Consider the following 23,092-nt stretch of genomic DNA (forward strand, 5'->3'; position numbering starts at 1 on the left):
GTGTCAGATGACCCGTGAGTTAATCCTTTACTCTCAGCTTGTAGAGAACCCCCGTGTTTGCTACAGGTTTTTTGCAGAGAAAATGCCGCAGGTCGTTGTGGAGATCACAGCGGCTGCGGCATTTTAATAACTAAAGAAGAGAGTCAGGAGAATAGAGAAGCCAGACGTTCTACGGATTCCCGTATTTTTTCTTCTTTCATGTTGGCGAACCCGATGATGAGCTTTTTCTTATCGGTTTCAGCCATGTTGATATTCTGAAGGAAGAAACGGCGAATCGTATATAATTCGATTTTTCTTTCTTTTGCCTGCTCCTCTATGTCCTGATAGGAGAGGCTGGTGTCTATTTCCACAAGAAAATGAAGACCGGCAGGAATGTCATGAATCGTTATTTTATCTGCAAAAACCCGACGCAACTCGTGAATGAGCTTCGCTCGTTTCGTTTTATAGCGCGCATTCATCCGTTTGATGTGCCTGCTGTATTCTCCTTTGTCAATAAAATACTTCAGCGTCCACAGGTTGAGCCCGGATGGACCGTCAATCCAATGACTGAATGCGTTGCGGTACCGTTTCAACAAATCAGGAGGAAGCACCATATAGCTGATACGCAGGCTCGGCAGCAGTGTTTTGGAAAATGTTCCTGTATAAATCACCTGCCGGTTACGGTCTAAACTCTGAAGCGAAGGGATGTGGTCCGTCTCGTACTTGAATTCACTATCATAATCATCTTCCACGATGTAGCGGTCCGGCGATTCAGCAGCCCAATTTAACAGTTTTATTCTGCGGTTTATGGGCATGATTGTCCCAGTCGGAAACTGGTGGGACGGGGTGACAAAAACCCACTTAGGACACCTGTCCGTGAAAGCTTCAACAGAAATTCCCTGGTCATCGAGATCGATTGGCTCTACTGTAAAATCCATATCTTTTAAAAGCTGATAGAAACGCTGGTATCCTGGATTTTCTACCGCGATGGTGGTCGAACGCGGCTGAAGGGACATCAGTTTGTGAATCAGTGGCTGGGTTCCTGAGCCGATGATAATCTGTTCCGGTCTGCAGCGGACACCGCGGGTCAGGGCGATCATAGTAGCGATAGATTGGCGGAGTTCATAAGGTCCCTGGGGGTGCGGCAGGATGGAAAGCTGCTTTTTGTGATGATTGATTACATTCTGTTGGTACCTTCTCCATTTCTTGAATGGAAAATGCTCCGCATCGGTTGCGATGTGTGAAAAAGTAACCTCCGGCTGAAAACTTTCCTGCTTGCCGTTTTCTTTCAGTTCCTCGGGGAACGGATCGTTCTCCCAGTCCTTCTTAATATAACGGGTAATATCTTCCACCATATATCCTTTTCGTTCTACGCTATATATATAACCTTCCGCAAGCAATTGTTCATAGGCATGAGCGACAGAATTGACACTTACACCTAAATCCTGCGCGAGTTTCCGTTTTGAGGGAAGTTTGCGTTCGGTTAGGGCTTCTTCGAGAATCAAGTCCTTCAGTTGTGTATAAATCTGTTTGTAGATAGCGGGATGTTCATCCCCTTTTTTTATCTGAAAAAACACGGGTCTTCCCTCCTTATTTATTCTGGTGCCATTAAATTTTAAAAACTGGTCCTTTAAATTATACCAGATAATTGTCATAATAATCTACAAATTAGAGGGAGGGTTACAAGTGACGGATCAAACAGTGACAAAAGATGATTTACAAAAGAAAAGAAAGAAATATATACCAAAAGGATTAGGAAACGGAAATACCCATATCGCTGACTACGCCAAGGGTGCGACTGTGATGGATAACGAAGGTGGCAAATGGATTGATTTTGCCGGCGCCATCGGGACGCTTAATGTTGGGCATACGCATCCCAAAGTGACGGAAGCTGTAAAAAAACAGGCCGACCGTTATCTTCATCCTGGCTTCAACGTCATTATGTATAACAGTTACATCAACCTGGCGGAAAAGCTGTGTACAATAACACCTGGTTCTTTCGATAAGATGGCAATACTGTTCAACTCGGGAGCAGAAGCTGTTGAGAATGCAGTGAAAATCGCTAGAAAATATACCAACCGTCAGGCCGTTGTTTCCTTTGAAAGGGCTTTTCACGGGCGTACGAACCTGACCATGGGAATGACCAGTAAGGTGAAGCCGTATAAATTCAACTTCGGGCCATATTCACCAGAAGTATATCAGGCTCCCTACCCGTATATGTCAAATAAGCCAGAGCAAATGACCGATGAGGAATATATTGATTTCAGTATCAATCGCTTCAAAGAATTCTTCGTAACGTCGGTTGCCCCGGAAACGACAGCTTGTGTCGTGATGGAACCGGTACAAGGGGAAGGAGGATTCATCATACCTCCAAAACGCTTTGTACAGGAAGTGCAGCAGTTCTGCAGGGAGCACGGAATTGTGTTTGTCGCTGACGAAATTCAGACAGGCTTTTCCCGTACAGGAAAATTGTTTGCAAGTGAGCATTTTGATATCGAACCGGATCTCATGACCCTTTCAAAGTCACTTGCCGCAGGTCTTCCGCTTAGTGCTGTCGTCGGTAAGGCGGAGATCATGGATGCTTCTTCTCCGGGAGAACTCGGTGGAACCTATGCAGGAAACCCGCTTGCCTGTGAAGCAGCACTGGCGGTGATCGATATTATCGAGGAAGAAAACCTGAATGATAAAGCGAAGCAGATTGGTGCTGTATTGGAAGAGAAATTAAACGAATTGAAAGACCGTCATCATTTCCTTGGAAATATCCGCCGGCTGGGTGCAATGGTCGCTGTCGAAATCAATGATGCAGAAGGAAACCCTGACAAAACACGAACCGCGGCTATTACCTCCTATGCGAATAAAAATGGATTACTATTGCTCTCCGCAGGTGTGAAAGGTAACGTTGTCCGTTTTCTTACCCCACTGGTCATCACGGATGAAGAGCTGAAAGAAGGATTGGCCATTCTGGATAAAGCATTTGACGCAGCAGCAGACTGATAAAGAAAGGAAGAATAGTGATGAGTCATACGATAAAAGTGAGCAACCCCGCTACAGGGGGAGTAGTGAGAGAGGTGGCAGTCACACCGGCTGCCGATATAGAAAAAGCGATACAAGCGGGAGACGATGCATTTAAATCATGGTCCAGGGTGAATGCCCATCAGCGGTCCGCGCTTCTAAAAGAGTGGTCCGCCAAAATAAAAGCGGAAACAGAAAGTTTAGCAGAAGTGATGACATTGGAAAGCGGCAAGCCGTTGAAAGAATCTCGCGGAGAAGTCGCCTATGCAGCGAGCTACATTGACTGGTATGCGGAGGAAGCGAAGCGCCTGTATGGCCGGACTGTTCCCTCTCATACGGAAACGAAACGGATCATCGTTACGAAAGAACCAGTCGGCCTCGTTGCGGCAATCACGCCGTGGAACTTCCCGGCAGCGATGATGACGAGAAAAGCCGCTCCCGCGTTGGCTGCCGGCTGTACGTTTATCGTAAAACCTGCCGAAGAAACACCGCTTACTACGATGAGGCTTGTAGAATTGGCCCATGAGGCAGGCATCCCGGAAGATGCTGTTCAGTATGTGAATGGCTACGGGAAAGACGTCGGACCGATTTTCACGGACAGCAAACTGGTTCGGAAAATTACTTTCACAGGATCCACGCCGGTCGGTAAATTATTGATGAAAAACAGTGCCGCTACCATGAAGCATGTATCCATGGAGCTCGGAGGGCATGCGCCGCTGATCGTCGCAAAAGATGCCGATATTGATTATGCTGTCGAGCAGGCACTTGCATCGAAATTCCGAAATGCAGGGCAGACATGCATCTGTGCGAACCGTGTCCTGGTCCATGAAGACATCGCTAATGAATTTTCCGGGCAATTGACCTCCCGTGTCAAACAGCTGAAGGTCGGAAACGGACTGGATGAAAATACGGATGTTGGTCCGGTCATCAATGGGGAAGGATATGAAAAGATAAATCGGCAGATTGAAGACGCTGTGGCTAAAGGTGCCAGGGTGCTTTATGGTCATCAATATGAAAAGGATGATGAAAAAGGCTATTATTTTGTACATCCGACCGTTCTTGAAAATGTCGGGGCAGAAATGGACATCATGCAGGAAGAAACGTTCGGCCCGGTTATTCCATTGACGACGTTCCGTGAAAACGAAGAAGCTGTGGAAATTGCCAACAGCACGCCATTCGGTCTCGCTGCCTACTTCTTCACGAATGATTACCGAACCGGTATCTATTTCCAGGAACACCTGAAATTTGGCATTCTCGGCTGGAATGATGGAGCACCGTCTGCAGCGCACGCCCCATTTGGTGGTGTGAAGGAAAGCGGCATCGGCCGTGAAGGTGGTCCTGAAGGGATTGAACCATACGTAGAAACAAAATACCTGTCCATTGGAGGCATTCAATAGACTTTATTTTCAAATGGAGGTGGAATGATGAATGTCGAAGTTCTGATTTTATTTTTAAACGCGACGCTTGTGACAGCCGTATCTGCGATTGTAGTGATAGCAATTCTGCGAAAGCAGTACCTCCCTGTCATCAGGGAGTTGGAAAAGAAAGAGGATAAGGAAGAAAACGTGAAAGATGAGAATAAACACATCAAGAGTAATATTTAGGGGGGATGACATATGGCGTTAACTATATTTGCATTAGTATTGTTAATTTATGTTGCTGTCGGGGCTTTTATTGCCCGTTATGTTAAAAATAGTGATGATTTCTATACAATGGGAGGAAGGGGATCGACATTACTGATTGTAGGTACCCTTGCAGCCACTTATCTTAGTGCCGCAACATTATTAGGAATTGCCGGGGTTTCCTATGCAGAGGGACCTCTCGTTATCGCGACGCTTGGATCATTTGGTGCATGGATCGGAACGTTGCTTGCGGTTGTGTATGTTGGAAGAAAAATGAAAGCGTTAAACTGTAAGACGATGCCGGACTTCTTTGATAAACGCTTCAATAACAAATGGGTCAGTATCATCGCGATTGTTATTATGATTGTCGGATTAGTTGGATACGGGGTTATCCAGTTCATTGGAGCAGGACTGGTACTCGCTGAAATCACAGGAATTAATTTCAAATTGCTTATCGTACTGTTTACGGTCGCTTTAATTGCGTTCACCGCTTTTGGAGGCATGTACGGGGTCGTGGTGACCGATACGTTAATGTTTTTCACGATGCTGGCTATCTCTGTTGTCATCGCTCCAATGATTATTGGACAGGCAGGATTTGAACAGATGAAAGGCCTTTCCGAGACGCTGCCTAACTATTGGACGATCGGCGGTACGGAAGATCGCTCCATTGGGTGGTCGATTTCCCAGTTCCTTGTATGGATCCTTTTCTTTACTTGTATGCCTGCCCTTGTATCCCGTGTATTTCCTGCCAAAAATGACTTCGTTATTTTAAAAACTGCCGTTATCGGTGTGTTTTTTGCACCGTTCATGCAGCTGACGGTTTTCATTGCTGCAGGTGGCATGCAAGTGCTTAAACCAAACATTACTCCAGCGGATAATGCCATGATTGTCGGATTTATGGAATTTACCACCCCTGCAATTGCCGGAGTAGGCCTCGCTGCTTTAATGGCTTCTATCATGTCCACAGCTTCAACTCTTTTCGTTCTCGTAGGTTTCGCATTATCCCGGGACTTGTATGAAAGATTGTTTGAAAAAGAGCTCAATGAAAAACAAAGCCTTACTGCCGCGAGAATCGGCCAGGTAATCGTAGCGGTTGTCATCTGTGCCATCGCCATCGCGCAGCCTTCCGCAATCTACTGGATTTCCATTTATGCCGGATCCATCTTCGCTGTCGGCTGGCTGCCAACGATTGTAGCTTCGTTCGAATGGAAGAAAATGAATAGTAAAGCAGCTTCCATCAGCATGGTTGCAGGCGTAGCTTCGTTCATCTTATTCGGTGAGCTCATTAAGGCAGGAATTATGACACTTCCGACCGGCGTGGATGAACTGATGCTGGCCCTTCTCGTCTCGATCGCTACACTGATTATTGCAGCGCTTGTAACGAAACCAAGCTCATACGAACTGAATTACTTCACAGAGATGAAAAGTACTGGAATGGCCAAAATAACCATTCAGGAATTCATGAAACAGCCGGACGGACTTCAAAAGATTAAAAAGCAGTATAAACAGATTATTACGGTTTCTGTATTGTTCACATTTATATCCGTTATAGTATGGGGTTATTTCTTTATTAAACTCGGCTTGTAGATAAGAAGGAGGGAGATGACGTTGAATCACATCAACGAAGAAAGGCTATTTCGTAATTTATCCAAGAGCTCGGCAATCGGTGCTATCCCCGGGAAAGGGCTAAGGCGTCTGGCTCTTTCCGATGAGGATAAAGAAATGCGCGATGTATTCAAAACCTGGTGTGAAAAAGCCGGTCTGCGTGTACGGGTGGACGACTTTGGCAACATGTATGGCAGAAGAGAAGGAAAGAAAGCTCTTCCTCCTGTCGTACTTGGCTCTCACCTCGACACGCAGCCGGCAGGAGGCAGGTTCGATGGTGTGCTCGGTGTGCTGCTGGCACTTGAAGTAATCAACACATTGAATGATCATCATATCGAAACAGACAGGCCTGTGGAAATAGTCAATTTCACGAACGAAGAAGGAGCGAGGTTCGAACCACCAATGCTCGGGTCTGGTGGTATAGCCGGTGTATTTGATCAGGAGTATGTCTATAGCAGAACAGATCGTGACGGACACAGCTTCCAGGAAGAACTGCAAAGAATCGGCTACAAAGGCGAAAAAGAAAACAGGCTCGGAGACTTTCATTCTTTTGTGGAACTCCATATCGAACAGGGACCGGTTCTTGAAGAGGAAAACAAGCAGATCGGGATCGTGGGAGGTGTTCAGGGCATCAGCTGGCTGGAAGTGACGATTACAGGGGAAGCGGATCACGCCGGCCCTACTCCGATGCATTTACGGAAAGATGCGCTGATGGCAGCGGCGGAAATCATGCACCATTTGGAAAAGAAAGTCGCGAATACAGAGGTGACGGTAACCGTCGGCAAAATTTCCGCTTCACCTGACAGTGTCAATTGCGTTCCAGGTGAGGTTTATTTCACCGTAGATATCCGGAGCACCGATGATTCTTTGCGGGGAGAAGCAGTAGAAGAAGCAAGGGCGCTTATACGGGATATATGCCACGAAAGACAAGTGGACGTCGAGACGACGGATCTATGGGAAACAGAAAAAATCGATTTTGACGAAGGAATTATCAATGCCATTGAAGAAAGTGTTGAAGACTTGGGCTATACCTCAAGAAAAATTGTCAGCGGAGCGGGACATGATGCCAAGTACATCAACAATATTGGTCCGACTGCGATGATTTTTCTCCCGAGTGTCAACGGCAAGAGTCACGTACCATCGGAACTGACGCTGGATGAAGATATCATCAGCGGTGCCAACGTGCTCTATCAAACCACGCTGGCATTAGCGGAGGAATAGATTAGAATATCGGAATAAGGTGGGCATTAGTGATGGGAACCAACAAAGAGTCAGTAAAAAAGAAAATCGATGAATTATGGGAAGAAGAAAAGCTGTTTTTGAAAACGCTCGGAAGTTTCCCGAGTACGTTAGGAAACGAAAAAGAAGTACAGGAATTTATCTATAACTATCTACAGGATATGGGGCTGGAGACGGAGTCGGTAGAGGTTGATCCGAAGCGGCTGAGAGACTATGCGAACTTCGGGGAACCCAACTGGTCTTACGAAGACCGCCCGGTAGTCGTAGGAGAATGGAAAAGCACCGGTCTGAAACAAGGGAAAAGCCTGATTCTCCAGAGCCATATGGACGTAGTCAGTGCCGGCCCTGAAGACCAGTGGGATACGAACCCATATGCGCCTGTCATCAAGGACGGCAAGATGTATGGCAGAGGTCTGCTTGATATGAAAGGCGGCTTTGCGGCCATTGTTTTCGCAGTCAAAGCCTTACGTAACCTCGGCGTAGAGCTGGGCGCAGACCTGCAGATCCAAAGTGTCATCGAAGAAGAGTGCACCGGAAACGGGGCGCTGGCTTTATTGGACCAGGGTTACACAGCGGATGGAGCGATGATTCCGGAACCGACCAATTTGCGTCTCCTTCATTCACAAGTGGGCGTCATGTGGCTCCAGGTGAAAGTAAAGGGAGCAGGTGCGCACGTCGAACGGGCAGAGAGTGCGCAAAATGCGATCATGAAGGCTCATAAACTGATGGATGCGCTGATGGATTATCGAGAGCATATCAACAGCCAGCCTAAACACCCTGATTTCGATCATCACCCGCATCCGCTCAATGTCAATGTCGGTAAAGTAGAAGGCGGGGACTGGGCTTCCAGTGTGCCGACAGAGTGTACTTTTGATGCGAGAGTCGGCTTTTACCCGGGAACCGATCCAGAAACTGTGCAAAAAGAAGTCAAACAGTGGTTGCTGGATGCTGCCAAGGAAGATGATTGGCTGAAAGAAGCGGCACCGGAAATTACATTTTTCGGTTTCTCTGCGCCGGGCTACACGATTTCCAATGAAGAAGCCATCATGCAAGAGATGAGCAACGCTCATAATGCTATTTCTGGCAATCAGGTGGAGAACCTGGCTTTCACTGCTACAACGGATTTAAGAGCATACGGTGAGTTTAACATCCCGGCTACCTGCTATGGTCCGGTCGGCGCCAATATGCATGCTCCCAATGAATACATTGACCTTGACAGTTTGAAGACGGTAACGAACGTTATCGCAGATTTCATTCTGCGGTGGTGCGAGGAAAAGTAACCCAGGTTGAATGAGGCACAGGGGAGGACACAAGTATGAAGGAATTTAATGTAGCTATTCCAACACCTTTTTCCAAAGGTGAGCAGCTGAACGTGGGAGGATTCCGTCCGATCATTACCCATTTGAAAGAGAATGGGGTCGAATCTGTCGTCATTTCCGGGACCACCGGCGAACAGCATTCGATGAGCATTGAAGAAAGAATGCAAATCATCGATTATTTTAACGAACAGGACTTCACGGAGATAGAGTTGATCTTTGGGGTGGCTACCACGAGGTTGAAAGACGCGCAAAGACTTGTAAAGAAGTTGGAAGGGTCTGTTTTCGATGGATTGCTGCTCGGCTTTCCACCTTATATTAAACCGACACAAGCCCAGGCTGTTCATTATGTAGAAGAATTGCTGAGTCTTACCAGCAAGGATGTGATCCTATATAATAACCCCCCAAGAACCGGCTTTGACTTGAGCACGGAGTCCTTCCGGGAGCTTCTTAGAAGACACCCGAAGGTTGTCGGCATGAAAGATGGCGGCGATAAAAGACGCCATTCTGATATTGACTTCCCTGAAGATTTCGTAATGTATGCAGCAGGGGACATGGAGGCAGATCAGCAAATAAAGGATGGCTGCAACGGGCTTTCAAGCATGGTTGGAAATATCTATCCCAAGGAAATGAAAGATATGCTGCAGGACCTGTGTCAGAACAAAGGAAGCAGGTATGAAGAATATAAAAGGCTGATTGATGAAGCTGCAGATCGCCCGTTAATCGAAGTGATCAAAGGTCATTATAATAGTCTTGGCATAGAAGCAGGTGTCTGTCGTTCGCCATTGTAAGGTTGAATTTCATTCACCCCAGACTTAAAAGTGCCTGACCCCCACTCAGTTAATGCTTTACTGTAGTGGGGGTCAGGCACTTTTATAATTACTTCATTTTTCATGTTTTAAAAACTTAACAATGGACTCAGCCATTTGAAAGATTTTGTTTCGTAATTCTTTCGGTTCCACTACTTTTATTTGGTTTGCAAATCCTAATATATAGCCCTTTGCTTCCTCTTCTGTATCAAAAGAGAGCTTAACAGGTATCCAGTCATCTTCTTTCTTATTTCCAATTTCAATGATACGGGCAAAACGACCGGTGAATGTTAACCTTGGTAAGATAGACTGCGTGACTTCAACACTCACTTCATAGGTAGGTAAATTTTTCACGAAGGCCTGTGTCGAAGATTTCCAATACTGGGCAAGGTCGAAGTTGGCTGGTCTTTCAAAGGTTTCATTAACAGGAACCGCATGCTGAATCCGTGAAGCCCTATAAGTTCTTAGCTCACCATTTACTTTGGAGGCAATCAAGTACCACAGGTCTGATTTAGCCACCAGACCAAGGGGAGCTACAATACGGTCATCCTTCTTTCCGTCTGCACGTTGATAGCTGATTTTCAATTTATTTTCATTCCATATGGCATCTTTAAGGACTTCGAAGGAAGTTATTTCTTCTTTTTGCTTTCGCCATCCACTTGTATCGATATGAATTCGGTTCCATACATTTTTAGCATTTTCCCGATAGATAGATGGCAGTGAAGCGGCTAGTTTATTTCTTGCTTCTTCAGATGTTCGGGCCATACCAAGATCTTCAAGCAATTGCGCAGAAGGCGATACAAACAAAGCGCGTATTTCAGGTTCTTTCAAACCTGTTAAATCTGTCTGATAGTCTTCTAATAGTGACCAGCCTCCATTTTTTCCACGTTCGGCAATAACAGGAATCCCTGTTCCACTCAAGGCTTCCATGTCCCTATAAATGGTTCGTTCGGAAACTTCCAGCTTCTCCGCCAGTTCTTTGGCTGTCATTTGACCCTGGGCCTGTAATAATAAAAGAATGGATACTAAACGATCTCCCCTCATTTTGATCACCTTTTTCATTATAATTATATTATTTAATGAAATATGACACTAGTTGTCAAGAATTGATCGTTATAATGATAGTACTTGGTTAATGAAAGGAATGGGTGATATGAAATCATTAAATGGAAAGATTGCGCTTGTTACAGGAGCTAGCAGAGGTGCCGGGCGGGGCATTGCTATTGAATTAGGAAAAGCTGGCGCTACCGTTTACGTCACCGGCCGCAGCACAAGAGGCAATTCCACCAATGACTGGCCAGGCACCATTGATGACACGGTTGCCGAAATTGAAACCCATGGTGGAAAAGGTGTGGCGGTTCGTTGCGATCATACGGATGATTCAGAAACAAAGTCTGTCATCAATCAAATTCGTCAGGAACAGGGAAGGTTAGATATTCTTGTCAATAACGTGTGGGGAGCGCATGATCTTGGGGTTGATGCTAAACCGTTCTGGGAATTGCCATTGAAGCATTGGGATACGATGTTCACTGCTGGTGTACGAGCCCAGCTGGCTACGAATCACTATGCCATTCCACTACTTCGGGAAAATGAAAAATCGATTATTATTCACACAACCTTCTGGGAGGATGGCAAATACACCGGACAGTTTTATTATGACTTAGCGAAGAATGCATTAATTCGTATGGCTTATGGTCTTTCGATCGAATTAAAACAAGACAATGTTGCCGTACTTGCCGTTTCCCCAGGATTTATGCGAACGGAACTTGTGTTGAAGCATCATGAAGCGGATGAAGAACATTGGGAGGAGTCGGAAGATCTGACAAGAACCGAAACGCCACATTATGTTGGACGGGGAATCACAGCTTTGGCTAGTGATCCGAATGTTATGGAGAAAAGCGGACAGGTATTAAAAGCGGGTGATTTAGCCAGAGAGTATCAGTTTACCGATATTGATGGCAGATATATTCCGCCGTTTAGCCTATAGTTGCTTGGATATGGAACAAAAAATATTAACCTTTGTTTGTGCCTGTAAGAGCTTAATTAGTTATTTGCCAAATGAAGTCTTGAAAGTGCTTAATCCCCTTGAATTAAGCTTTACCAGAGTGGGGGGGGGCAGGCACTTTTCTTGAAAAGAAAGAAGTCTCAGGGTTAGAAGAGGAGATCGAAAGACTGACTAATATAGTAGTAGAAACCGGCAAAGCCCCGAAAAAATTTGCAGCAGGACAATACTTCGTTGGGCAGGTTTTTCCTGAATGAAGAAACAAAGCCGTCCCAGTAGGAGAAGGAAGTAACTTTGTCATTCTTAATGGGAGTTCCGGCCTTGCGTGTGTGAACACGATCTTAGGGAATGGGAGTTTTGGAGAAACGGAATATATTTTGGACATCATCCCTTTGGAATAATAGTTTATCGTGTGTCTGCCCCACTGTTTTATGTTTTATTACAGTGGCGGTCAGGCTTTTTCATTTTAGGTATTGACGATAAGGAATCGGTTATCATGGTGATGAAAATTGATAGCATAATAAACGAGATTTCGACAAGAAACAATCTGCATAAATACCTAGTAATTTACAACTTTCCACCTGTTTTTCAAAATTTGGAATATTATGATTATTAAAGGCTTAGATAGGGTGGTAGAATTATTCTCAAATCTACTAAGGAGGATGATAGATTTGAGATCAGTTAGAAGTTTATTGTCGCTTGTATTTGTCTTACTTCTTACTTTTGGATCAGCCACTTCAGTTTTTGCAGCGCAACCTGGACTGCCTTCGTTTCCGGAACCAGTTGATGAACAGTCCTGGGAACTGCCGGAGGACATGACGTGGGAGGATTATAAACCGGTCCCAGGAATTGATTGGCGTAATGCCGATGTAGAACCGGACAGGGTGCTGAAAGGTGCACTTGTCGTGGTAGACTTTCCGGATCGTGAGTTTATTTTGAGTCAGGCGGAAGGCTCGGAGCTGGCTGGTAATCCGGTTAATGGCAACATACCAAGGGAAGACATTCCGGAGTTTTGGGAAGACTTTTTGACGAAGCCGAGTGCGTTAAATAACTACCGCACTATCAATGAGTTCTGGCGAGAAAATTCCTATGGGAAATGGGCGGTTGAAATCGATGCATTTGGTACATACAAGATGGAACACACAGAGTTTGAATACGGTATGGGTGAGTTCGGCCAGAAGGAAAATATGCCTCCTGGATATGAAGAAACCTACGATTTGAGAAGCGATGCTTTGGAAATAGCAGAAGAAGACATAGAAGCATCGGGTGAGGAATATGATTTTACGTTTGTGCTTCATGCCGGCTATGATGAGTCCGGTGTCTGGCAGGAATTTGGTGAAATGATGTTCATGGGACCGGAAGATGTGACCGATGAATTCGGTCCGCCGGCAGAATATCCGGATATGCCAAACTGGGCAAATACCCGCTATGTCGACTGGACTTCCTGGGTAGCTGCCAAAAGCCTATGGTCACGCGCGGGCAGGGGAGTATCCATCCAGGGTGAGAATGACGGAATGGGGACGTTCGCGCACGAATTTGGACACATCATGAACCTTGGCGATAACTATAACAATCCATTTGGCGACCCTGTGTCACGGAGTTACTCTGGACCGTGGGAATTGATGAGCCGCGGAAGCTTCAACGGCCCGGGTGGCCCGCATACCCGCTGGATGGTCATGCCGACATTAGGGGCATCCGCACCGTCGCATCATATGCTGCGTAATAAAATCAAGCAAGGTTTTCTTACCGAAGATCAATACTTGAATGTCAACCGGGACGAGCTGGCAGAGACAGGACCAGTATTTGCTGATATTACAGCAAGGGAAGTACCTGTTGGGGAAGAGTTCAGCCGTGATGGATTGCTTGGCATCAATATTGAAATGGAAGATTTGACACCTGCAAACTCCTTGGAAGATGACTGGCGTGCCGATATGCAGCGAGGGGAAAAATGGTACGACAATTACACGATTGAAGTGGTTGACCGCGTTGGGTTTGACTCGTTCCAGACAGATTCCGGTGTTTTAATGGCAAAAACAAAGAATGAGGATAGATCACCGTACATCTGGGCAATTGATTCTCATCCAGAAGATATCGATCAAGTGGACTTCATCAGACCTGATGGTTCCGCTGCCATGTACTCTAAGGGAGATTATCGCCAGTTGGCCGATGGTTTATTCAAAGCCGGTACGGACGAAGGGGTAGTCGATGAATATGTCGATGAACATAACCGTCTTCACTTCTATGTATTAGATAAGAAGAGAGATGAAGAAGGAGTCCTTTCCTATCGAGTGGCGGTTCGTCATCTCGATGGAGCAGGCAACTTTGAACGTAGTGTCGAAGCGGAAGCTGGAGAAGTGGCTCGCGCGGTTCCAGGTAGAGTCGCTACGTATAACTTCTCAGTTACCAATACTGGGGAAGAAACAGACATTTTCCGCGTGGGTGCGGAAGTAGATGATGAATGGGAAACCATGCTTCAACATGATGTAGTAGAAGTAGCTGCCGGTGAAACGGTGGAGGTGCCTGTTTATGTACAGATTCCTTATCAACGATCCAAACCGACAGAACTGACATTTACGGCAACTTCTGAAACTGATGAAGCAGCATCTGTAACGGTTACACGCCGGGTAGGTGCTGGTGGTGTAAGATAGTATCGAATTCACCCCAGGTCCTCCAGTAAATGGAAATATAGCAGAAAGGGAGTGGTGGAGGATTTAACACACCAAAAGAGTGTTTGACACAAATGAATTTACTAAATATTTTAAAAAGTGATTGACGCAAGACCTGATTATGATAGAATAAAGCCTAGTTTATTTATAAGTATTATCAATATTCTTATCTGGAGAGGTTGAGGGACTGACCCAATGAAACCTCGGCAACCGGCAAATCTTGCACGGTGCCAATTTCAGAGGAAGGCGAAAGCTATTCCGAAGATGAGAATCGATAGGCAAACGTTAAAACGGTTGTATTCGACTCTTCTCTCTTCGTGAGGGAAGGGTTTTTTTTTATTGGAAAAGGGAGGGTTGGCACCAAGCTGGAGCAGAAAAATTGTTGATAGGAGGGATATCCATATGGTAATCGCAATGATGACTTGGGTTGGAACAATGGTTTTTTCTTTGCTGTTAGGCACGTTACTTTGCTATAAAGTCGAGAAGTCTGGCGTGAAAAGATGGGGAGCTAATGGAAAATTGTTTAAATACAAATAAGAGTTTCGGGAAGGATGTTATGGATACATGGTTTGGTATGTAACTGTATTTTGTTTTTATATTATTTTTCTTATATGGGCTAATGTAAAAAGTCTTAAAACAGCAGAATCGGTGGATGATTATACTACTGGCGGACATAGAATGGGTTTATTACTTGGAATTGGTACGACTGCGGCAACCTGGGTTAGTGTGGCCTCCGTTGTTGGGGTGCCAGGATATCTATACAGTTCAGGTGTTGCTGCTGTGATAGGCTGGGTAGCTGGCTGGTGCTTTGGTGGAGGTTTAATTCCGATTGTTGCTTACAAAATTAGAAGGCCGGAAAAACCGGCCAGAACATTTCCGGAGTATATCCGGCATCGGTTTGAACCATTTCAGAAAAAGAGTACATTGCAGGCGATTGTTGGTATTTTAATGTTTATTGGTTATTTGCTGTTAGTCAACATTCAGGTGACTGGATTTGGAATTGTGTTTTCCAGCATCACAGGCATTGATTATAAGCTGGCGATATTCGGTTTTTTATTATTTATTTTAATTACAAGTGTTGGCGGTTTCTGGTCTGTTGCTGCCACGGATACATTAAATACCATCCTGATTACAGTCGGTGTATTACTCGCGAGTGGCGTCATATGGTCACTCACGGGTGGGCTAGGTAATATAGTAGAAACGCTTGCAACGACTACTGCTCCTACCATTGAAGGGGGACCACCTCTTGAAGAAGGAATTTTGTTATCCCCTTTAGGAACGTTTGGCTTGGGTGCGCTGTTTTCCATCTTTATCTCTAATTCATTAGGAACACCATCTTCCCCACACTGGGTCACCCGGATGCTGGCCCCTAAAAATGTAAAAGTAGCGATCATGCAAGTGATGGGCACCATCCTTGTGCTCATCTTCATCATGGGCCCATTAATCATTATCGGGTTAGGGGCAAAAGTTCTGATACCAAGCATACCTGCAGGAAAAACGACAGACTATATTATTCCGTTGGTGATTCAGGAATTCACACCGCCTATCATAGGTGGTATTACATTGGTAGCGATTTGTGCGGCTGCGATATCTACGGCTAATTCCATGCTTCTGCACTGTGCCACTTCCCTTTATTATGATGTGTACTTGAATATATCTTCCAAAAGGATCAGTGACAGAAAGTTCAAGAACTGGCTGCGGTTGAGTATCTTTGCTATTGCAGCCGTAGCAGTTGTATTAGCTATTAAACCACCGTGGTTCTTAGCAATGGGATTTGTCTATATATACGGAGGATTTGGAGCAGCCTTTTTCCTGGTTGTTATCCTGGGTCTTTATTGGAAGCGAATGAACAGAGCAGGAGCCTATGCCGGAATTACCATCGGTGCGGTGGTGTATGTGGTGGCTAAGGCAATGGGGTATACCGTGCCATTTGTAATTGCTGTAGCTGCGTCACTAATAGGGGTATTAATTGCTGTCTATTCTACTAAAAAAGCTCCTCTTGAAGCATATGAACCTTATTTTAAGGCAGAGATCAGCGATGCAACAAGAAGGGTATTGAATGATGTTAGAAATAGTTCACATGAAGAATCTCAAGTTAAAGCTGGCCAATCTAAAATAGGATAGGTAAATTTTAAAGGTAGTTAACGATTTATACCTTTAAGGGGCTGGCGCTTTCTTCTTTGTATGTTTTACCAGGTAATAGAATAGGGAATTTATTAACAAATAGGAAAAGGAGGACAAGTTAATGAGTGGTTAAGGCGGTTTGAATAAATCTCCAAACGGTGTAGTGCTCGGTTTAGTGCAGCTGCAGCTTCCGGTTGTGGACTCAAAAGAAGATTTGACTAAACAGACAGAGAAAGTGTGCGAAATGGTACGGAAAGCCAAGCGGTTCGCAGCACCGATTGATTTAGTAGTTTTTCCGGAGTATATGCTGCATGGCCTTTCGATGGACACCAATGACGAGATAATGTGCTCAATCGATGGGCCTGAGGTTTCTAAGCTCAAAGAAGTTTGTAAAGAAAACGATATTTGGGGCTGTTTTTCCATAATGGAATATAATCCAAATGGCAATCCTTACAATACGGGATTAATCATTGATAATCATGGCGAGATAAAACTGAACTATCGAAAATTACATCCTTGGACGCCAGTAGAACCTTGGGAACCGGGAGATGTAGGGCTGCCTGTTTGTGAGGGTCCAAATGGAAGCACCTTAGGATTAGCCATTTGTCATGATGGAATGTTCCCGGAAGTCAGTCGCGAACTAGCTTACAAAGGGGCCGACGTCATTTTACGCACAGCGGGTTACACGCGCCCAATTCGCCACTCCTGGCGAATCACTAACCAGGCGAATGCGTTTTGCAACTTGGCATACACTGCTTCGGTAGCTATGTGCGGCAGTGATGGAACGAATGATTCCATGGGTGAAGGAATGATTGTCGGTTTCGATGGGGTGCCGTTAGTAGAGGGTAGTGACCGACCTGACGAAATCATTACAGGAGAGGTACGTCCTGATTTGGCACTGGAAGCTCGAAAGCATTGGGCTGTTGAAAATAATATTTATCAGCTCGGGCATAGAGGTTATGTCGCAGTAGAAGGTGGCGTCATGGATTCGCCTTATACTTATATGAAGGATCTTCAGGAAGGTAATTATCGTCTGCCTTGGGAAGATGAAATTGTCCATAAAGATGGCCAGGCATACGGCTTTGGTCCTCCTCGGAAAAAAAAGCAATAAAATAAATATGGTGTGCCAGGTCTTGATGGTCTGGCACTTTTTTTATGTCTACGAACAGACCAATACATTTAAATAATTGGAAATCTCGGAGTCGGGGATTTCCTATTGTTAATGTCTTGTTAGTAGTAATTTACTCGAAAAATACCCCAGTTCTTTCGACTTACATTTCCATGTCATACCTACCAATTTCCGGAGAAATACTTAGAAAAGTTTGAAAATTATCACTTGAACTCCTTACAATAAAAACTAGTAAACTAGCACAAGCGAAAATAGAGGAAGAGGGAGATGAAACATTTGAAACTTAGGACCGTTATTATGACATGGACAGCTATACTTATTGCAGGTTTTGGAACAACTTCTGTCGTAAAAGCCGAAAGTCATTGTTATAACGAAGATGTGTCTTTAACACCGGAAGAGCAGCGAATGGAAGATGGAGCTCCGGTCCCTCAACAGATTATGGATGATGCGGAGTTCACCCAATTTGCAGAAAGGTTTGAGGAGCAACTATGTAAAGCGGAAAGTGTGGAGCAGGCAAAGAAATTGATTAGTAACCATGGGGAGCAGTTATGGGATACTGCGATAGCCAGGGCACAAGGAAAACGTCCTGATTTAGGTGATCTTGATCGCTACGATGACCGTCCGTTATATTGGGCAAGGTTACGTATGACCAGTGCATTGCGTCAATGGGAACCTGACTTTTCAATTTCTGAAGAAGAACGGAATGAATTAATGAAAGAACTGGAATATACATCAAGGGGCATCACTTCGATAAAGTTTCCAAAAGGAAAAGGAGTGAAACGCATACTAGTGACAGGGTTTGACCCATACCGCTTGGAACAGGAATTCAGACGGAGTAATCCATCTGGTGCTGCTGCTTTACAACTGGATGGACAAAAGGTCATGACACAAGATGGGCCGGCTTTCATCCAGGCTGCTAATTTCCCGGTAAGATGGGAAGATTTTGAGGAAGGTATTGTGGAAGATACGTTTGGTCCATATTTAGAAGAAAGTAAAGAACAGGTAGACTTGATGATGACCATCAGCCAGGGAGGCCCTCGTGTGATGGCAATTGAAGGGTTTGCCGGACGCTGGCATACAGGAGTCGGGAACAACCTGGAAGAGCGATCAAGCGTGATACCGACCGTTTCTGATTGGCCAATGCCGGAAGAGCTTCCGGAATTTATCGAGACTACTTTGCCAGTGGAAGCAATGGTTAATGCGGACACTGGTCCATGGCCGGTAGAGAGGAACAATGAAGTCTGTGAATGGCTGGCACCAGAATACCGGGATGCACCTTATGTTTGTCAGGATGATGGTCCAACTGAAGACTCAAAAGCTCGGGCTGGCGGGGGAGGAAGTTATCTATCGAATGAAAGTCAATACCGCTCTAATCGTGTAAGACTTGGTCTTGGTGCCTACGATATCCCTGGGGGCCATCTGCACGTAGCTGCTCAGGAACACTATCCTGAAGATACGAGTGTTTATATAACTGAGGAATTTAAGGAGTTTCGTATGGATACAGTAGACCAGACCGTTGAGCTGGTTAAAGCTGCAGCCAATGCAGTAAAAAAGTAAATAAACATAACAAATGATCACAGTATCTTTACGGGTGCTGTGATCTTTCTTTATAACTTCATGCAACTGGCCAACTCCAGGTTAGGCACAATTTATTAAGTTTAATTGTAGATAACAAAGAAGCTGCTTTTATGTGAATTATCCCTTTAGGGGGGATGGGGGTTAATGATTTAAGATAAAGTATTATAAAAAAAGGCTGTGAAATTGTGCTAAAGAAAAAGTATCAAATGGTTTCGGCTTACATACATTATAAAAACTCAAAACCAACTAAACCACTCGTATTAATTGGTGGTTGAGTTTTGTACTACTGAGTATAACTATCTTAGAGAGGTGAACGAATTATGGCTAAGTGGGTTGGTACTGATCCCACATTTTATCCTTCTGCTAAATCAGCTATGGAAGCTCCGAGGGAGAAGCTTGCTTATGTTGCGCTCCTGCAGCCGGATGCCCTTGGGGTGATCGATCTTGACCCTGACTCAGAGACCTACGGACAACTGATTCATCAATTGCTTTTGCCGGGGGAGGAGGAAGACGAACTTCATCATTTCGGCTGGAATGCCTGCAGCTCTGCGCTTTGTCCTACCGCTTTTCATCCCACGCTTGAAAGACGTTATTTGATTCTGCCTGGTATTCGCTCTTCCCGTATCTATATTGTCGATACGCAGCCAGATCCGAAGCGTCCACATATTGTCCGGACCATTGAACCGGAAGAAATCAAGGAACGAACGGGCTACAGTCGCTTGCATACCGTTCATTGTGGTCCGGAGGGAATCTTTATCAGTGCCCTCGGTTCCGGGGAGGGTGACGGTGGTCCTGGCGGTATCCTTCTATTAGACCACTTTAACTTTAATGTGTTAGGTGCCTGGGAAATGGACCGCGGACCGCAGCATTTTTCCTATGACTTTTGGTGGCATATCGCTCATGATGTGACGGTCACCAGTGAATGGGCAACACCGGATCTTTTTGAAAATGGATTAAACCTGGATGCCCTCTTGCAACGAAAGTACGGACATAAAATGCATTTTTTTGACAGCCGTTCCAGAAAGCATTTGACTGAACTTGATTTTGGCGATCAGCATCAGATGGTATTAGAGCTTCGTCCGGCGCATAATCCGAAGAAAACGTATGGATTTGTGAGTGTTGTCACCGATGTTACCAATCTGGCCAGCTCGATTTGGACGTGGTACCAGGAGGATGGGCAATGGGACGTGAAAAAAATTATTGAAATTCCTGCCCAACCTGCCGACAAAGATCAGCTTCCGCCGGCACTCAAAGACGTTGGTGCCGTCCCGCCGTTAGTGACCGACATTGTGCTTTCCCTTGATGATCGTTATCTTTATGTCCCGTGCTGGGGGACCGGGGAACTAAGACAATATGATGTCAGTGATCCGTTTAACGCGAAATTGAATGGCAAAGTGGAGATTGGAGGAATCGTGAACAAGAAAGCACATCCGAATGGAAAAAGGATCACCGGCGGGCCGCAGATGGTGGAGTTAAGCCGGGACGGAAAACGGCTTTATTTCAGTAATTCCCTCTACAGTTCCTGGGACGATCAATTTTATCCGGAAGGCATTCAAGGAGCGGTGGTAAAAGTAGATATCCTCTCAGGAGGAGGTATGGAAATCGATCGGGATTTCCTGATTCAGTTAGAGAAGGGCAGGGCCCACCAGATCCGTCTCGATGGAGGAGACTGCTCGACGGATACGTTCTGTTATCCATGATATTGATCGGAGGAAAATAAAATGGAAATGCTGGTTTCTGAGGGCAGTCAGATTGCCATTGCTGTCCTTCTTGGTGCCTTTCACGGACTGAATCCTGCGATGGGCTGGCTCTTCGCCGTTTTCCTTGCCGTTCAAAAAGACGACTGGCGGGTGCTCATTTATGCGATTATCCCGATAGGCATAGGGCAAATGTTAGGGGATGGAGCGGTCGTCCTCTTGCAGACAATCGCCCGATTTCAACTCCCGTTGCATATCGTCCATTTGAGCATCGCTTCCATTGTGCTTGGCTACGGGATCTATCGTTTGTTTCGTTATTTTCGTCATGTGAAATGGACTGGAGGATTGAAGGTAGGGTACGGACAGCTGCTGCTTTGGTCGTTTCTCGCAGCCTCTACCCACGGTTCCGGACTGCTGCTTTCTCCATTCATCTTAGGAGCGGATCATATTGCTGACATTCTGCCGCTCTATGTATTTCATGAACTTGCGATGCTTACTTCAATGACTGTGGTAGCCTTTATTGTGTACCGTATTGGCATGATGAAGATACGAAAATATATCGTTAATTTTGATCTGATATGGGCTGTTCTATTGATCATTTTCGGTCTGATTCTCTTTTTGATGAATGTGAACATTGGAGGAGAGATGCCAGGTCACGTCCATTAAGTGCTGAAGACTTTAAAAAGCCTGACCCCACCCCCAGCGAGTTAATGCTTTCATGAAGTGGGGGCAGGCTTTTTTATATTAAAACAGGAATCTATAAAAAGTTTTACATGTTTTTCAAATTCTATCAAACCTATAATAAAGGTGGTTCATACATAATAATATAATTTTATTACAAAAAATCACTTATCTTTCAAAAATTTTACGTTTAAATTACAGAATATCCCGAAATGTAAATAATGTAAGATATTTTATTAATTATTAGGAGGGGTCAATCATGAAAAAGAGAAAATATCTTGCACCAGTTTTAGCTTTAGGTATGACATTTGGATTTAGTTCCAATAGTGTTTCGGCAGAAAAAGTGACGGTAGACATTGAAAAAGGGGACACGCTATGGAGTATTGCTCAACAATATGAAAATGTGACAGTAAACGATATATATGAATGGAATCCCGGTATTGAGGCAGATAACCTTCAAATAGGATCTGAAATCATCTTTGAAACGAGTGATAATCAAACCCCAAATGAAGTCTTTCACACCGTAACTCCTGGTAGTACGCTTACAAGCATTGCCAATCTCCATGCAGGTGTAAACTTATGGGACTTATATCAATTAAACCCCGGCATTGAACCTCGTAATCTCCAAGTAGGACAGGAAGTTAGAGTCAGCAGAGCTGATGGATACGACAAAGAATTTTATACAGTAAAACCTGGAAGCACACTTACAAGCATTGCAAACCTTCATCAAGGTGTCACAGTTGATGACTTATATGACTTAAATCCAGGAATTGAGCCAAGAAATCTGCAAATTGGACAAGAAGTCAGAGTGAAGTAATATAGGGATTTTAATATAGAAACTCCAGTATCTGCAATGATACTGGAGTTTCCTTTAAAGTGTCATACTTTTGTTGCTTTTCTTCGGCGTTCCATAAGTTTGGAAAGAAACACGCCCAGTTCATAAAGGGCGAACAGGGGGCCTAATACGATCAACTGCGATATGATATCAGGTGGTGTAATCAGGGCGGACACTACAGCCATCAGCAGGTAACCGTATTTTCGCACTTTGCCGAGTTTTTCTGAAGTTACTACTCCCACGGCTGTCAAAAACATCAGTACGAGCGGTATTTCAAAAAGGAATCCGATGGGTATCGTAGTCATCAACAGGAAAGAAAAGTATTCTTTTGCCGTGATCATCATGCTGAAATTAGTGGTTCCGATATTTAGGAGAAATCCATATACGGTCGGGAAAATCACCCAAAAACCGAAGGCAATTCCAGCCAGGAAACTGAAAAAAATCCCGGGAATGAACGTTAGAGCTGTCTTGCTTTCTTTATCAGACAGTGCTGGTTTGACAAACCTCCAGGTCTGATAGCCGATAAAGGGAGCGGACACCCCGAGGCTCAGACTCGCGGCTATCCCGGTATAGAAACGGATGACATCCAGCGGTCCGAGCATCACTAATTTATGGTCGTCTGTCAACAACGGGATGACATGGTTAACAGATAAAAGAAACACTACAAAGCAAACGACAAAGAAGATGGCAGAATAGAGGACCGCTTTCCGTAGATCAGAAAGATGTTCGACCAGTGTCTGTTCTTCCGTCGGGTAGTTTTCGATTTCGGCTTTGACTTCTCGCATACTATTCCCCCCT

Annotated in this window: 19 protein-coding genes and 1 riboswitch; of the genes, 16 read left to right on the forward strand and 3 right to left on the reverse strand. The window is 44.9% G+C overall.

Going from position 1 to position 23,092, the window contains the following annotated elements:
* Positions 1-143: 143 nt before the first annotated feature.
* Complete coding sequence (locus P855_RS0103005; RefSeq protein WP_051353056.1) at positions 144-1,556, reverse strand: PLP-dependent aminotransferase family protein; 1,413 nt, start codon at positions 1,554-1,556, stop codon at positions 144-146.
* A 109-nt stretch (positions 1,557-1,665) separates the two neighbouring features.
* Here P855_RS0103005 and gabT point away from each other — a divergent pair, with 109 nt between their 5' ends.
* Genes gabT through P855_RS0103040 form a run of 7 tightly spaced genes read left to right on the forward strand, consistent with a single transcriptional unit; the run spans position 1,666 to position 9,564 of the window.
* Positions 1,666-2,973 (forward strand): 4-aminobutyrate--2-oxoglutarate transaminase, encoded by a 1,308-nt coding sequence (gene gabT, locus P855_RS0103010; RefSeq protein ID WP_028782200.1) that lies wholly within the window; start codon positions 1,666-1,668, stop codon positions 2,971-2,973.
* Between the two features lie 20 nt (positions 2,974-2,993).
* A complete protein-coding gene (locus P855_RS0103015; protein WP_028782201.1) occupies positions 2,994-4,388 on the forward strand; it encodes an NAD-dependent succinate-semialdehyde dehydrogenase in 1,395 nt (464 codons plus the stop codon).
* 27 nt (positions 4,389-4,415) lie between these two features.
* Complete coding sequence (locus P855_RS0103020) at positions 4,416-4,595, forward strand: hypothetical protein (RefSeq protein ID WP_028782202.1); 180 nt, start codon at positions 4,416-4,418, stop codon at positions 4,593-4,595.
* Between the two features lie 12 nt (positions 4,596-4,607).
* Positions 4,608-6,200: a sodium:solute symporter family protein gene (locus tag P855_RS0103025; protein ID WP_028782203.1), complete on the forward strand. Its 1,593-nt coding sequence runs from the start codon at positions 4,608-4,610 to the stop codon at positions 6,198-6,200.
* A 15-nt stretch (positions 6,201-6,215) separates the two neighbouring features.
* Positions 6,216-7,439: a Zn-dependent hydrolase gene (locus tag P855_RS0103030; protein WP_028782204.1), complete on the forward strand. Its 1,224-nt coding sequence runs from the start codon at positions 6,216-6,218 to the stop codon at positions 7,437-7,439.
* Positions 7,440-7,471: 32 nt separating this feature from the next.
* Positions 7,472-8,737: an ArgE/DapE family deacylase gene (locus tag P855_RS0103035; protein ID WP_028782205.1), complete on the forward strand. Its 1,266-nt coding sequence runs from the start codon at positions 7,472-7,474 to the stop codon at positions 8,735-8,737.
* Between the two features lie 35 nt (positions 8,738-8,772).
* Positions 8,773-9,564: a dihydrodipicolinate synthase family protein gene (locus tag P855_RS0103040; protein ID WP_028782206.1), complete on the forward strand. Its 792-nt coding sequence runs from the start codon at positions 8,773-8,775 to the stop codon at positions 9,562-9,564.
* Between the two features lie 93 nt (positions 9,565-9,657).
* Here the strand turns inward: P855_RS0103040 and P855_RS0103045 are convergent, their stop codons facing one another.
* Positions 9,658-10,626: a helix-turn-helix transcriptional regulator gene (locus P855_RS0103045; protein WP_028782207.1), complete on the reverse strand. Its 969-nt coding sequence runs from the start codon at positions 10,624-10,626 to the stop codon at positions 9,658-9,660.
* 109 nt (positions 10,627-10,735) lie between these two features.
* Here P855_RS0103045 and P855_RS0103050 point away from each other — a divergent pair, with 109 nt between their 5' ends.
* The 9 genes from P855_RS0103050 (at position 10,736) to P855_RS20340 (ending at position 22,276) form a co-directional block, all read left to right on the forward strand.
* Positions 10,736-11,569, forward strand: coding sequence for an SDR family oxidoreductase (locus P855_RS0103050; RefSeq protein WP_028782208.1), 834 nt, complete (start codon positions 10,736-10,738; stop codon positions 11,567-11,569).
* Between the two features lie 686 nt (positions 11,570-12,255).
* Positions 12,256-14,232, forward strand: coding sequence for a M6 family metalloprotease domain-containing protein (locus tag P855_RS0103060; RefSeq protein ID WP_028782210.1), 1,977 nt, complete (start codon positions 12,256-12,258; stop codon positions 14,230-14,232).
* A gap of 181 nt (positions 14,233-14,413) precedes the next feature.
* A riboswitch (SAM riboswitch) is annotated at positions 14,414-14,521 on the forward strand.
* Positions 14,522-14,652: 131 nt separating this feature from the next.
* Entirely contained in the window at positions 14,653-14,787 is a 135-nt protein-coding gene (locus P855_RS22600; protein WP_268744477.1) for a hypothetical protein, read from the forward strand.
* A gap of 27 nt (positions 14,788-14,814) precedes the next feature.
* Positions 14,815-16,374 (forward strand): sodium:solute symporter family protein, encoded by a 1,560-nt coding sequence (locus P855_RS0103070; RefSeq protein WP_028782211.1) that lies wholly within the window; start codon positions 14,815-14,817, stop codon positions 16,372-16,374.
* Positions 16,375-16,513: 139 nt separating this feature from the next.
* Positions 16,514-17,485 (forward strand): formamidase, encoded by a 972-nt coding sequence (locus P855_RS20330; RefSeq protein ID WP_200865937.1) that lies wholly within the window; start codon positions 16,514-16,516, stop codon positions 17,483-17,485.
* Positions 17,486-17,770: 285 nt separating this feature from the next.
* On the forward strand, positions 17,771-19,060 hold the full coding sequence (locus P855_RS0103080; protein ID WP_028782212.1) for a hypothetical protein: 1,290 nt from the start codon (positions 17,771-17,773) through the stop codon (positions 19,058-19,060).
* A 341-nt stretch (positions 19,061-19,401) separates the two neighbouring features.
* Positions 19,402-20,781, forward strand: a complete 1,380-nt coding sequence (locus P855_RS0103085) for a selenium-binding protein SBP56-related protein (RefSeq protein ID WP_028782213.1) — start codon at positions 19,402-19,404, stop codon at positions 20,779-20,781.
* A 21-nt stretch (positions 20,782-20,802) separates the two neighbouring features.
* A complete protein-coding gene (locus P855_RS21475) occupies positions 20,803-21,444 on the forward strand; it encodes a hypothetical protein (RefSeq protein ID WP_051353057.1) in 642 nt (213 codons plus the stop codon).
* A gap of 274 nt (positions 21,445-21,718) precedes the next feature.
* Positions 21,719-22,276, forward strand: a complete 558-nt coding sequence (locus P855_RS20340) for a LysM peptidoglycan-binding domain-containing protein (RefSeq protein ID WP_037985593.1) — start codon at positions 21,719-21,721, stop codon at positions 22,274-22,276.
* Between the two features lie 62 nt (positions 22,277-22,338).
* Here P855_RS20340 and tatC read toward each other — a convergent pair whose 3' ends face one another.
* Positions 22,339-23,079, reverse strand: a complete 741-nt coding sequence (gene tatC / locus P855_RS0103100; protein ID WP_051353058.1) for a twin-arginine translocase subunit TatC — start codon at positions 23,077-23,079, stop codon at positions 22,339-22,341.
* Positions 23,080-23,092 lie beyond the last annotated feature (13 nt).

This window comes from Thalassobacillus devorans MSP14, assembly GCF_000496835.1.
Lineage (GTDB): Bacteria > Bacillota > Bacilli > Bacillales > Halobacillaceae > Thalassobacillus > Thalassobacillus devorans_B.

What these genes read in the sequence shown, in the direction of transcription:
- P855_RS0103015 (WP_028782201.1), top strand. Translation starts at nt 2,994, where the DNA reads ATGAGTCATACGATAAAAGTGAGCAACCCCGCTACAGGGGGAGTAGTG.
- P855_RS0103020 (WP_028782202.1), top strand. Translation starts at nt 4,416, where the DNA reads ATGAATGTCGAAGTTCTGATTTTATTTTTAAACGCGACGCTTGTGACA.
- P855_RS0103025 (WP_028782203.1), top strand. Translation starts at nt 4,608, where the DNA reads ATGGCGTTAACTATATTTGCATTAGTATTGTTAATTTATGTTGCTGTC.
- P855_RS0103030 (WP_028782204.1), top strand. Translation starts at nt 6,216, where the DNA reads ATGACGTTGAATCACATCAACGAAGAAAGGCTATTTCGTAATTTATCC.
- P855_RS0103035 (WP_028782205.1), top strand. Translation starts at nt 7,472, where the DNA reads ATGGGAACCAACAAAGAGTCAGTAAAAAAGAAAATCGATGAATTATGG.
- P855_RS0103040 (WP_028782206.1), top strand. Translation starts at nt 8,773, where the DNA reads ATGAAGGAATTTAATGTAGCTATTCCAACACCTTTTTCCAAAGGTGAG.
- P855_RS0103045 (WP_028782207.1), bottom strand. Translation starts at nt 10,626, where the DNA reads ATGAGGGGAGATCGTTTAGTATCCATTCTTTTATTATTACAGGCCCAG.
- P855_RS0103050 (WP_028782208.1), top strand. Translation starts at nt 10,736, where the DNA reads ATGAAATCATTAAATGGAAAGATTGCGCTTGTTACAGGAGCTAGCAGA.
- P855_RS22600 (WP_268744477.1), top strand. Translation starts at nt 14,653, where the DNA reads ATGGTAATCGCAATGATGACTTGGGTTGGAACAATGGTTTTTTCTTTG.
- P855_RS0103070 (WP_028782211.1), top strand. Translation starts at nt 14,815, where the DNA reads ATGGTTTGGTATGTAACTGTATTTTGTTTTTATATTATTTTTCTTATA.
- P855_RS0103080 (WP_028782212.1), top strand. Translation starts at nt 17,771, where the DNA reads ATGAAACATTTGAAACTTAGGACCGTTATTATGACATGGACAGCTATA.
- P855_RS0103085 (WP_028782213.1), top strand. Translation starts at nt 19,402, where the DNA reads ATGGCTAAGTGGGTTGGTACTGATCCCACATTTTATCCTTCTGCTAAA.
- P855_RS21475 (WP_051353057.1), top strand. Translation starts at nt 20,803, where the DNA reads ATGGAAATGCTGGTTTCTGAGGGCAGTCAGATTGCCATTGCTGTCCTT.
- P855_RS20340 (WP_037985593.1), top strand. Translation starts at nt 21,719, where the DNA reads ATGAAAAAGAGAAAATATCTTGCACCAGTTTTAGCTTTAGGTATGACA.
- tatC (WP_051353058.1), bottom strand. Translation starts at nt 23,079, where the DNA reads ATGCGAGAAGTCAAAGCCGAAATCGAAAACTACCCGACGGAAGAACAG.